Annotated in this window: 8 protein-coding genes; 7 read left to right on the top strand and 1 reads right to left on the bottom strand. The window is 35.9% G+C overall.

The annotated features are described in order from the left end of the window. Positions 1–1,051 precede the first annotated feature (1,051 nt). Both ACR1PN_RS01895 and ACR1PN_RS01900 read left to right on the top strand, forming a co-directional pair. Positions 1,052–2,755 (top strand): Ig-like domain-containing protein, encoded by a 1,704-nt coding sequence (locus tag ACR1PN_RS01895; protein ID WP_433978640.1) that lies wholly within the window; start codon positions 1,052–1,054, stop codon positions 2,753–2,755. Between the two features lie 2 nt (positions 2,756–2,757). Further along, a complete protein-coding gene (locus tag ACR1PN_RS01900; protein ID WP_276161485.1) occupies positions 2,758–3,297 on the top strand; it encodes a hypothetical protein in 540 nt (179 codons plus the stop codon). A gap of 266 nt (positions 3,298–3,563) precedes the next feature. On the opposite strand, the gene ACR1PN_RS01905 is transcribed toward ACR1PN_RS01900, so the two are convergent. Then, a complete protein-coding gene (locus tag ACR1PN_RS01905; protein WP_433978641.1) occupies positions 3,564–6,314 on the bottom strand; it encodes a T9SS type A sorting domain-containing protein in 2,751 nt (916 codons plus the stop codon). A gap of 992 nt (positions 6,315–7,306) precedes the next feature. Here ACR1PN_RS01905 and ACR1PN_RS01910 point away from each other — a divergent pair. The 5 genes from ACR1PN_RS01910 (at position 7,307) to ACR1PN_RS01930 (ending at position 12,796) form a co-directional block, all read left to right on the top strand. Beyond that, positions 7,307–8,314 carry a LacI family DNA-binding transcriptional regulator gene (locus ACR1PN_RS01910; RefSeq protein ID WP_433978642.1) on the top strand — a complete coding sequence of 336 codons (1,008 nt, stop codon included), beginning with the start codon at positions 7,307–7,309 and terminating at the stop codon, positions 8,312–8,314. A 36-nt stretch (positions 8,315–8,350) separates the two neighbouring features. Beyond that, positions 8,351–9,262, top strand: a complete 912-nt coding sequence (locus ACR1PN_RS01915; RefSeq protein ID WP_433978643.1) for a carbohydrate kinase family protein — start codon at positions 8,351–8,353, stop codon at positions 9,260–9,262. Between the two features lie 10 nt (positions 9,263–9,272). Further along, positions 9,273–10,517 (top strand): L-fucose:H+ symporter permease, encoded by a 1,245-nt coding sequence (gene fucP, locus ACR1PN_RS01920; RefSeq protein ID WP_433978644.1) that lies wholly within the window; start codon positions 9,273–9,275, stop codon positions 10,515–10,517. A gap of 1 nt (position 10,518) precedes the next feature. After that, positions 10,519–11,820 carry a carbohydrate porin gene (locus ACR1PN_RS01925; RefSeq protein WP_433978645.1) on the top strand — a complete coding sequence of 434 codons (1,302 nt, stop codon included), beginning with the start codon at positions 10,519–10,521 and terminating at the stop codon, positions 11,818–11,820. Positions 11,821–11,953: 133 nt separating this feature from the next. After that, complete coding sequence (locus ACR1PN_RS01930; protein ID WP_433978646.1) at positions 11,954–12,796, top strand: sugar phosphate isomerase/epimerase family protein; 843 nt, start codon at positions 11,954–11,956, stop codon at positions 12,794–12,796. The last annotated feature ends 590 nt before the right edge of the window (positions 12,797–13,386 follow it).

The following is a 13,386-nucleotide window of genomic DNA, read 5'->3' on the forward strand; positions in this document are numbered from 1 at the left end:
TTAAAAATATGGTTAATAGCAAATTATATATCGCCACTAATTTTCCAGCTTGATGATTTGATCTTACAAAATTAAAGGCTTTACAATAGACTCCGGTTCTTCTCATACTTTGGTAAATATAATGATTATTTCGTTGTATATTGACGAGGCAAGCTTTCCGTATATTACTGATAAAAAAGATGAATATTTCTCACTAACCCTTAACAGTGACCTCAGATATGCTGAGACGATATATTACATTAAGAGACTGCTTCTAAACATCTCTTTTATTATTATGAATAATTTCGGGTAAACTTAGAGTCCTCTTTCCACTTTAACTGTCAAATTTGAACTTGCTACGGAACTTAAAGTGAAATTAGAAACCATAAAATCAGTATTTTTTTTTCCAAGATGAAAGTAATATTACTTTTACGTTAATCCTTATCTGCGTAAAATAGCATAGTTAATTTAATGGAAAAAGCCTGCAAGTATTCATCTGAAAACAGTTGTATTGTGGAAATCAAGACAATAAAAATAATGAGAAAGCAATGGAATTTTCTTATTGATTTTATAAGAATAATTAAAAAGCATAGATATTCAGTAAAACAAATTTTGAATACAGTAAGAGAAAACAAATTACAGTTAAATATATGTTAGAGCGTTTAAATATGATCTCTGTTGACAGTTACAAATTTTACATTGACAAAGTTGGAATAATTTATTCGTTGATGTATTAATCTATAAAACAGTTTTTTATATTTATTTTTTAATTGTTGTGGTATTTTTTACTTAGTACGACAATGTTTTCCTTATAATTTTAATTACTATTCATAAAAACAATATATTTTGTGTTAAAATGTTAAATTCATGATAAAATTCACTTTTTAGAGAGATTCATAAAGTGAATTGTAATCAATTCAGTAATTATTACTAAATTGCTTATCGAAAACTGAAAATTTTGATGATGAAGTATCTCTTAGTTCTTATTGGACTAGGCATTTCTTCGCTTTTATTTGCTCAAAAACCTGTATCACGCATTTATTCTGATTATGCGGGATACTGGAACAGCGATATGAGTGCAAGCATAAAGCCTGACAACAGCCACAATCTACTTGCATTTACCTGGGATCCAGACGGCATTGGGCCAGTATCAGCAACAACATTTAGCACAGGAGTCAATAATCTAATATTAGACAATAATAACATTCCTTATACGGCAGGAAGCTACATTGCTTTACCGGTATACACAATACCAGCTGCTAATGGTGATACCTATATAGGAGTTGGGAAGAAGTACGGAGGCGACGGTAATGTTTCGCCTCTTCCTGTAAGTAATAATCTTGTTCAGTATCTTTCAGATGGTATACAGGGGCTTGACTTGGGAACAGCTTTATTTAATATTACTTCAGGATCTAGCATTAGCTTGAATACCTTGGGTATTGTGCCATCTTCTATCGGAGATAATGTTCCTGATTTGATTTTTACACAGGTAGGTACGATTAACGACACTACTTTACCTGATACTTTTAAATTCGTGAATCAATCTGGTCAGACCATAGGAACTCCCTATGTGGTTTCTTTTAGTACAGTTCCCAGTATTGGGAGCGCATGTTGGAAGTTTTATCATGCAAATACCAATCCACCAACCTACAGTGCAAGTACTTCGAGTTCATGCACAAGGGTGATCCGTGTATTAGCTGCTGACTGGTCGGAATTCGGTATAAATTCTTCAAATTATTCACAAGCAGTTCAACTTATACAGACGTTTTCGGGTTCGTCCGATTTGGCTTTCATAGGCGCTTACAATGAACAGTCAATCACATTTGCTGCGAGTTTCAATGGAACGGTTTTTAATGATAATAATGCGGGTACACCTGACGGCATTGGATATAGTGGAGTTTCAATGACTTTAAAAAGTAACAATGTATTTGTAAAGAATGCAATAACTGATAGCAATGGATTTTATTTCTTTGATAATATAAACACCAATACATTTCCTGGACCTTATACTATCGAAATGACCGTTCCACCTGGCTTTTCAGTAGTAGGAAACCGCGTCGGCACAATCTCTAATACGATACCGGCAGTACTTTTAACAGGTTCATCGCTGAGCAACAATTTTGGAATAAACCGCCCCCCATTTGCAGGTCATGATACATTCTCTGCTCCTAAGAATAATGTAAAGACTTTTAATTTAACGACTAATGACAATGATTCTGATGGTGGAATTCTTGTTCCCTCAAGCATAAATCTTATTGCACCTGCTAACTCAATTAATGTGATTAGTAGCGGTGGAAATGTTAAGGGCTTTGATATTACCAATCAAGGAAGATGGAAAGTCGATGATTTTGGAATATTAACATTTACTCCAGCTACAGATTTTTACAGTACAACCGCAACTATACAGTATAGTATAAAAGATAACGCAGGATTGACCAGCAATAATGCGAATATCAATATCAAGGTAGACTACTGTTATAAGCCAGGAGTTGCAGGCATTCCTGCTTCGTACACCAAATTGGGAATATCTACTTTATCTGAACGTTACAGAAATTGGCCTGAAGGTCCCGAGATTTCTCAAGGCGGTATACCCAACGGTTTTATTGCCTTAAATTCCGCTAATAAGGGTATGGTTATCAGTAGGGTACCAAATTCATCAGTTGTTGTGGAACCTAAAAAAGGAATGATCATTTATGATATTGCTTCTCAATGTGTAAAACTCTATAATGGTGCTGGGTGGAACTGTATCAGAAGAACTTGTAACGAACCTAATTAATAATGAAAAAAACAATTATTTTACTGTTTATTCTATTCTTGAAAGTAAGTTATGCACAGGTAGCAATTGGCAAAGCCAGTCTTTCAGGAAATAGCTCGTTAATGGAGTTTGCAGGTAACACAGCAAGCAATCTGCTTACTGATATAGAAACGACCAATACTAAAGGTCTTATATTACCGGCAGTCACTTCAATGCCGTTACCGTCAAATTCACAGAATGGGACATTCGTCTTTGACCGACAGAGCGGGAAAAACAAGTTTTACGAAAACGGAGTATGGAAAGATATGTCGGATGAGGGAAGCATCACTGATATGGTACCAATTACCGGAAGTGAGGTCGGCAATGGTGTTATCATTGGTTCAGATTCGAGCATAGCAAAAGGCATATTGATATTTGAGTCAGCAGACAAAGCGCTGGTCCTTCCGCACATTAAAAATCCTCATCTTTCAGTGTTAAAACCTTATCAGGGAATGATGTGCTACGATACAGAAAGTAATGCTATCGCTGTTTATGACGGAGTTAACTGGAATTTTTGGAAATAAGATAACAGAAAGAGAAATACATACTGTGAGCAGAACATTGATATTAATGTGTTGTGATATATAAAAGTACTTTTTCAACTGCATAAGAAACAATCTCTCTGATGGCTAACGATTAAAACTAATGAAGTTCTAAGAATGAAATACCCTTAAATAAAACTAAAACAGCATCACGTAATTATACATGATGCTGTTTCTATTAACATGGTTTATGTAACGACTAATTTATTTAGAGACTTACTCGTTACAATATATTTATATGTAGATGTTTAGCGTTTTATAACTTTTACCATTTTTCCAACTTCACCGTCGTTAACCATAAGTTGATAAACGCCCGGGAGCAAATTTGAAAAATCTAATGTGGTCTTATTATCATTTACGATTTTGCTCAACACTTGTCGTCCTGCCATATCATAAACAGTTACCGATGAAATTTTTCTTTCATATGTGATTGTTAATACATTGTAAACGGGATTGGGATAAACTTTTAGTTGATAATCTTTTAATGATGGGATACCAACTAATGGAATCTTGTTTGATGAAATTCTGTTGCTAACCATTGTGCTTGCAGAACACTTAACAGGAGTGAATATTTTCTTCTGAATGATGGTATCGTCACCTATTTGCCCGTGACCATTATCGCCAGAAATTGCTAAAAGTCCACTAGAATTTATTGCGAGTGTGTTCTGAGCTCCTGCCGCAACAGTTTGCCAATCAGTAGATGTAAGCATCAAAGTGGGTACAGAACGATGTATTTGCGTCCCGTCTCCCAACTGACCCAATGCGTTATATCCCCAGGTCCAAAGCGTTCCATCTGTTTTAGTAGCAATCGTGGAGCTATTGAACCCGATACTGAAATTTTGCCAGTCTGTTTCTGTTCCTATTTGCGTAGGAACAATCTTTGAAATTAGGGTTCCATCTCCCAATTGTCCCCAACGGTTATCACCCCAGGTCCAGAGTGTTCCGTCTGTTTTAATTCCGATTGAGCTTAATCTTGCTCCTTCAGCAGCCACCCAATTTGCAGATGTGCCTATTTGGACAGGTACATTGCTTGCTGTCAATGTACCGTTGCCAAGCTGTCCATAAGTATTATCGCCCCAACCCCACAATGTTCCGTCAGTTTTAATGGCAAGCGTGTGATTACCTTTGGACGCTACGCTTTTCCAATCTGTTGCAGTTCCTACTTGTATGGGGACGCTTTTGTTCACATTTGTACCATCTCCCAATTGTCCCCAACGGTTATCACCCCAAGCCCAAAGTGTTCCGTCCATTTTTATCGCAACAGTGTGCGCATTGCCTCCCGCTATTGTAATCCAGTCTGTGTCGGAACCTATTTGTGCCGGAGTATTCCTTTTAATTGTTGTACCATCACCAAGTTGTCCGTTATAGTTATACCCCCATGTCCATAATGTTCCATCTGTTTTTATTCCCGCAGCATGAGTTAGCCCGGCACATATTTTTGTCCAATTGGCTGAACTTCCTATTTTTACGGGCGTATATCTGTCAATGAATGTACCGTCTCCCAACGAACCATCGTAATTGTCTCCCCACGCCCATAATGTGCCATCATTTTTTAGTCCTAAAGAATAATAAGCTCCTGCACTCGCACTTTGCCAGCAGCTTGCTTCGGTTGAAGAAAGTGTAGTAAATGAACCTCCGGGCAACCACACAACCTGGCTGAATCCGCAATCAGGGGCAACCCACCAATAATAGGTGGTGTTGGGTAGCAAATTTGTCAAATGTACGGTGCTGGAAACGGTGGCTCCGTTATTTCCTCCCATTAAAGGATTAGTGCTGTAGAGGTATCGATAACCTGTAGAAGGGGTCTGGCTTGCAGCGGTCCAGTAAATCGTAGCTGAAGTTGCGGTAATATTAGTAGTGGCAAGCTGAGTAGGGGCAATACATACTTCGGGGCAGGAAATTGATATAAAAGTGTTCTTACTAATAGTAGTGCCATCCCCAAGCTGCCCGTAATTATTTTGTCCACAAGATTTTAAATTACCGTCAATAGTTTCGACAAGAGCATAATTTTCTCCTGCATAAATACTTAAATTATCTGAAGAAAAACCAACCTGCAAAGGTGATGTACCTCCATTTGCCTGGCCGCTGATACCATGTCCCAACTGTCCGTAATAATTGTATCCCCAAGACCAAAGGGTTCCATCAGTTTTCGTTGCGTAGGTAGCTGCATTTTTTGAAGCTGCGTTGAGCCAGTCGGTCGCTGTTCCTATTTGAACAGGAGTGCTTTTTTTAATTGTAGTGCCATCTCCCAATTGCCCATAGGTGTTCCATCCCCATGCCCATAATGTTCCGTCCGTTCTTATTCCCATAGAATGATTATCAGACGCAATCGCTTTTTTCCAATTTGTTTCGTTTCCAACTTGTGTCGGAATCATTTTTGCAACGGTAGTCCCATCCCCAATCTGTCCTAATGTGTTTGAACCCCATGCCCAAAGTGTTCCATCTGTTTTGATTGCTAATGCATATTTATTTCCCACATCGACTGTTTTCCAATTTGTATCTGTCCCAATTTGAGTCGGAATATTTTTTGAAATATTTGTGCCGTCACCTAACTGTCTTGAATCATTGCGCCCCCAAGTCCAAAGTGTGCCATCTGTTTTCAAACCAACTGTAAAATCATCTCCAGCGCTGATTGTACTCCAATTTGTATCAGTACCTATCTGTGTAGGGATGTTTCTATAAGATGTAGAGCCATCGCCTAATTGCCCATAGTTATTACCTCCCCAAGCCCACAGTGTTCCGTTCGTTTTGATAGCAAAGGACTGATTATAACCAGCACTAACAATTTTCCAATCCGTGGACGAACCTATACGAGTGGGAGAACTTCTGTTCATATTTGATCCGGTACCCAATTGTCCCGAATAGTTGATTCCCCATGCCCACAACGATCCATCCGTTTTAACAGCAATTGAATGCTGGTTTCCTATTGCAAGGCTTTGCCAACATTGGGCAAAGGAATTTAAGCTGATAAAAACAAAAAATAAAAAGAATTTTCTCATATCTATTTTATAAAATTTCCCTACTCATAAGCTTTTCGGTTCCGCTTTTTTTAATGGTGTCGATTACTATATAATATCAGTAAAAATGATTTTTAATTCAATAAACTCACTTATAAGGTTTTACACTGTAACCATAATCTAAGACCTATAGCATTAGATGGATTATCTTCAACAACAAGTGATGCTAAATAATTTATTTGCTGGATTGATGCAAAATCTCGTAAGAAAGCTTTCGAAAGGATAGAGGTAATTACGTGATTATAATTCCTTATATTATTGGAAGTAATTTACTGCGCTAAGAATAGCACATATTTTCTGTTGTTTTTCATGTTAATAGTTTTTAGGTTTAGTTTGGCAATAACATAAATGCATGTTATATTTCACAAAAATATAACATTATAGTGAATTAAAAAATATCAACTAAAAATATTAAAAGATTCCCACAGACCAATCTTAGTCAGGAGTCAAGATTCAAAAGTTCGTAGTTACCTCAACAAACTAGTACGAAATGACAACAGCCAATATTTAAACTTTTTTTATTTACGAAACACATCTCAAAACAATTTAAATTTGCTACATCTTATGCAGGTCCTCTGCTTATATATTACGTGATAGTACGCATCACTCCAGATGGTCATAAAATGAAAAATATTCATTTGGCTTTGTTCTATTTTTACTTACACCTTATTCTGCAAGGGTATAATAAATAATCCACTAAAAGAAAAACTTGAAATGTCACGATTCTTGGCTTTAAAATAAATATTTATAATTAAACGTTTAACCGAAATGTAACATTAAAAGGCTATTTGTTAAAATTAAATTAATACATTAGTAATTTGTTTGATTTTATCTTGTTGATATTCTGTGTTTTAAATCATTTTGTATCAAAAAATAAAATTTGCCAAATTACACTTTTTCCTGAAATGACCAAATAAAATCAACTATTGTTTTTTTAATTTATTATTAAATACTTTGCATTGTAAATCAGAATAATGAAACGAGCATCGATTAAGGACATTGCCAGAATTGCCGGAGTTTCCGTAGCAACAGTTTCGTATGTTCTGAACAAGAAAGAAGGACAAAGAATTAGTGAGGACACCAAGAAAAAAATTTTTGAAATAGCTGAAACGATTAACTATACTCCAAATAAGATTGCCCGAAGCCTTCAGAATAATAAAAGTAAATTATTAGGACTGATTGTAGCAGATATTTCCAATGATTTTTATTCCAGCATTGCCAGAAGTTTAGAAGACAGAGCTTTGAAACTTGGATATACTTTAATTATCGGAAGCTCTGATGAAAATGCAGAAAAGTTTGAAAAACTGATCGACCTATTTTCCCAACAACAGGTTGATGGGATCATTGTTGCACCAGTCGCCGATTCTGAAGTCAGTCTGCAGAAATTATTGGATAAAAATTATCCTTTGGTCACAATCGACAGATATCTTAAAGGTATCAATGTTGCTGGTGTTATATTGAATAATAGAGAGATTGCGGAGAGTACAACTTCTTATTTGCTAGAAAGGGATTTTAACGAGATTATCTACTTAGGTTATGATACAAAATTGCCTCATCTTTTGGATAGAAAAACGGGGTTTGAGACAAGTATTGCAGATTCAGGGAAAAAAGTAAATACCAAATATATAGCTGTGGGTCTGGAGAATATTACGGAAGAAATTCATTCTAAACTTGGACTGTCTTTAGGACAAAATCCAAAGAATACAGCACTTTATTTTTCAAGTAACAAACTTGCTGTTGCCGGTCTTGCTTATCTTGTAAAAAACAATATCAAAGTTCCTGAACAGGTTTCTGTACTTGCTTTTGATGAAACGGAAGCTTATAAATTATTCCCTTCAGAGATTACTTATGTGAAACAACCATTAGAAGAAATGGCAGATGAAGCTATCAAATTGCTCGATATTCAAATCAATCAATATACTTCTGCTGCAAAAAAAATAATTCTCTCCGGAGAGCTTATTATTAAAAATTCTATAAAATAATTTTTTTGTTAATTAACTTAAACGTTTAACCTAAATATGAATAATAATAAATCTTACACCGTATGTTTCGGAGAGGTTCTTTGGGACATTTTTCCAGCCGGATCACGAGCTGGTGGTGCGCCTTTCAATGTGGCGTACAATCTTGACAAAATGGGAGTCGAGGTTCAAATGATCAGTAAAGTCGGAAATGATGAATTGGGAAATGAACTTCTAAATCAAATCAAAAACTGGAATATCTCCACAGATTTTATTCAGATTGATAATGAAAAGAAGACAGGAACGGTCATTGCAAATTTTGATGAACACGGAGAAGCACATTATGATATTGTAGATAATGTAGCTTGGGATCATATCAAAGTTACGCCGGAACAAAAAGAATTGATTCAAAATTCTGATGCTTTTGTTTTTGGAAGCCTTGTTGCAAGAAACGACGAATCAAAAAAAACACTTTTGGAATTGATGGAGCTTTCCAAATTCAGAGTATTTGATGTCAATTTCCGTCCGCCCTTTATCGATTTTGATTTGATTAAAGTTTTACTTCAAAAAGCAGATCTTGTAAAAATGAACAAAGCAGAATTAAGAACCATAATCGAGTTTCTCGGAGAAGAATACATTGATGAAGATAACAGCATCGAACAAATTCAAAAACATTTTGACCTGAATGAGATCGTACTTACAAAAGGAAGCAAAGGTGCAAGATATTTTGTCGGAGATAAAAGTTACAATTTTTCAGCAGTTCCGATAGAAGTTAACGATACAGTTGGAAGCGGCGACTCTTTTCTTGCCGGCTTTTTATCAAAAAGAATTCAAGGGAAATTACCTGAAGAGATTATGAAACAGGCTGTTTCTCTTGGCGCTTTTATTACTTCGAAATCAGGCGCTTGTCCGGATTATACATACGAAGAATTCAAATCTTTCCGCGAAGAACATTATGGTCAAACTATTTAAAATCAACACTATGAATACTGCAAAATTTACAGAAAAGAAATATGTTGTCGTACTGGCATTTGTGATTTCATTATTCTTCTTTTGGGCGATTGCTTTAACGATGGGTGATGTTCTGAACAAACATTTTCAGAATGTTTTGAATATCTCCAAATCAAAATCCGGTCTTGTACAACTTTCAATTTTTGGAGCGTATGCTTTAATGGGAATTCCGGCGGGATTGTTTATGAAAAAATTTGGTTACAAAAAGGGTGTGATCCTAGGATTATCATTATTTGCGCTCGGTTCTTTTCTCTTCATTCCCGCTGCAAATCAGATGTCATTTGACTTTTTCAGAATCGCACTTTTCGTTTTGGCGATGGGAATGGCGACCTTGGAAACGGTTGCTCACCCTTTTGTAGCAGCATTAGGAAATGAAAAAACGAGTGATCAAAGAGTAAATTTCGCTCAGTCTTTCAATGGTTTGGGTGCAATTATAGGTCCGCTTTTGGGAGGTTATTTTATCTTCGGAAAGTCTGGTCTGGATGATAATTCGTTGGATTCTGTGAAAGATCTTTACACCTGGATTGGCGTTGTGATTTTGACCATCACTATTATTTTTTCTTTTATTAAAGTTCCAAGTCTGAAAGATCCTCACGCCGAAGATATTCAGATTTCTGAGAGCGAAAATGGAGTAGAAGCTTCAGTTTCAGACCCGCACGCGCCACTTTGGAAACAAAGACATTTTATATTTGCTGTTATTGCACAGTTTTTTAACATTGCTGCACAAGGTGGAACCTGGGCTTATTTCATCAATTATGGTGTTGAGAAAATGCATCTTCCGGAGATTCAGGCTTCGTATTATTTTTCTCTAAGTATGGCGATGATGATGATCGGACGTTTTGTAGGAACATTTTTAATGAAATTCATTGCTCCGAATAAACTTTTAGCAATTTTCACCGCTTGTAATATTTTATTATGTTTAATTATTTCACAAAGTTTCGGTTGGGCATCTTTCATTAGTCTAATATTATTAAATCTCTTCCTAAGTGTAATGTATCCTACTATTTTCAGCCTTGGATTGAAACGATTGGGCAGCAAAGTTCCGCAGGCATCTTCTTTTCTTGTGATGGCAATGTTTGGTGGCGCTATATTTCCTCCTTTGATGGGAAAAATTGCTGAGAAAGATATTGCACACGCTTATCTTCTTCCAATTGTTTGTTATGCTGTAATTCTATTATTTGCTTTGAAATTTTACAAGCCAAAGACACTTAAATAAGATGAAGAACTTCAATGTTTTTAAATACAGTTTTTGGTTTTTATTGATCATTAGCCAGGCTTCTCACGCTCAAATTGTGATCACGAATAAGGATTTTTCCTTTGGGACAACGGGTAGAATTGGCGTCGGATATTCACCAAATGCAGATGGAAAAACCGGAAGACAACTGAATCTTAATAATCAGGGTTCACTTGGAGGAAGAATGGATCAGGGAGATTATGTGGATTTTTTACCTGCTTTTCATTTCACGCCGGTTATGAATGGTGACAGTATAAAAACAACAAAAATCGATATGCAGGCGAGATTAAGTTTCTATTCAGGTGGCACTTTCCTGGGAAATGTAGATTCAAAATCCAACCAGGGAATGATTATCGCTTTGCCGGAAGCATTTGTGGAGGCCAGAAATATAGCGGGAAGTGATTGGGATGTTTGGGCAGGTTCACGATGGCTGAGATACGATGACATCCACATTGCGGATTATTTTTATTTCGATGACCATTCTGCGACGGGTTGGGGTGTGAGACATAAAAATACCAGATTCTCTATGTTTTTTCCGGCAGCGATTGATACTGCAGCGAGTAACTCGACGCCATATTCTTATACCAACGTCATCAGTGGTACAAAAAATCTGGTCTATAGACAACGCGAAGTTTTTATTTTAGAACAGACAATTCCATTTAAAAATAATATTCATAAACTGAAACTTTTGGCGGAATTTCATAATCTGGATAAATCGGGAAAAAATTCGATGGAGCAATATCCATCGGACAACGGCTGGGTTTTGGGAGCGAAACTAGGTACAAATTTAAAGACTAAGATTGCAGGTTCTTTCAATCAAATATCAGTGAGATATGGAAACGGAATCGCTAATGGAGGTGACAGCGGAAATACTCAAACCTGGAGAACTTATGGTGCTCCGGATGAAGTTACAAAAATCTATAAAAGTGCATATTCCTTAACGGCTGTAGAACATATTTTGCTCAATCTTTCTACTAAATGGTCGGCCAATGCCTATGCGGTTTTCACAATTAGTAAAGGCGGAGCTAATAGTGATAATAAAGCCATAGATTATTATGAGCGCGAAATTTTTAATAAGAAATCTGAATTCAATACAGGATTAAGAGCTACCTATTATTTTAATAACTGGTTTCATATTCTCTCAGAATTGCATTTTGCATCAAGGAAAGATGGTAATCAGAATTCAGCTTCTATGACGAAATTGGTTCTTGCGCCAACCATCGTTCCGACTGCGGAAAGAAGTGTATGGGCAAGACCGCATATCCGTTTCATTGCAGAAGTTTAAAGGTATAATGATCAGGCGATGAACAGTCTTTATTCACCATTTCTGCAGCAATCTGGTTCCAAAAGATTCGGAACTTACTTTGGAGTAAGAACAGAATGGTGGATCTTCTAGTAAAAATTTAAAAGTAAAAAAAATGAATGTAAAATTTGGAGCTTCACTCCTTTCTTGGATTACACCCAAATGGAATCCTGAAGCCGGAAAATATGCAATCGAAAAAACGGCAAAAGCAGGTTTTGATTTGATAGAAATTCTGTTACCAACTTCAATGGAATTTAATTCAAAAGAAGTAAGGCAGCAGTTGAAAAATAACAGTTTAAATGTTGTCTGCTCACTGAATCTTCCAAAAGAAGCGCATATCACATTTTATCCCGAAGTTGCTGAGAAATTGATAAAACAGGCAATTGATAAAACTTCCGAGTTGGAAACTGATTTTTTAGGCGGCGTTCTTCACGGTGGAATCGGAGCTTTTTCAGGAAATCCTTTAACCGAAAATGAAACTGAAATTATTGTGAAAGTTTGGAGTAAAGTCGCCGATTATGCCAAAGAAAAAGGCGTGAAAATAGGAATCGAACCTATAAACCGTTATGAATCGTACGTTTGCAATACTGCTGAAAATGTTCTGGACTTAATAAAAAAAACAGATAAGGATAATTTGTTTCTTCACCTCGATACGTTTCATATGAACATTGAGGAAAATAATTTTTACGATCCCATCATTCTTGCAGGAAAGAAGCTTAAACATGTTCACATCACAGAATCTCACCGCGGAATGTTAGGTGAAGGAACAGTAAATTGGAAGGAATTTCTCAGAGCTTTGAAAGAAATCAATTTTGAAGGAAATCTGGTTTTAGAAAACTTCTCATCATCAATCTCCGGGATGCAGCAAATGGTTTCTCTTTGGCAGAAATCACCTTATGATGCCGATCAGCTCGCTAATGGAAGCTTACAATTTTTGAAAAATTATGTGAACGTGTAAAACGACGATTTAAATGATCATTTAATATTTGAACAACACTGAACCACCTTTCTTAGTATAGAGAACTATCACAATAAAATATCCTTTGATAAAAAAATAATAGAAAAAATTTCGTGAGATTATCTATTGCTGATGTCACATTTCTACTTAGAAAAATTATCCAGTTTTGTCCTGGAAATTCTAGGACTTTCTAAACAGTTTCTTTAAAGCCTTTGTTATATTAGATTTTTTTAACATAGCTAATTTAATAAAAATATTTTAAATTACTGATCTTAGTTAGTATATAAATGTTTGATAACTAGCTGATTGTTGTTATCAGCAATTTTTGTCTCGAAGTCCAATTTAACGCTCTATGGATAAGGCTGTGTGAAAGTTAAGCTTATATCTTCAAGAAGACTATTTTCAATTTCTGAGATTTTCCCTCATCCATGGAGTACCGCAGATCGACAATGAGTATCATTATAGTTATGTTGATAATGGTTATGCTTAGAGAATGGTAATCCAATTCAACAATTCCGAGTAAGTAATAAAAAAACTGCCTTCTTTAAATGAAGCTGTATGGGGATGTCAGAAAAGTGCGCAGTATCAAA

Source organism: Chryseobacterium sp. RLHN22 (genome assembly GCF_051011795.1).
Lineage (GTDB): Bacteria > Bacteroidota > Bacteroidia > Flavobacteriales > Weeksellaceae > Chryseobacterium > Chryseobacterium zhengzhouense.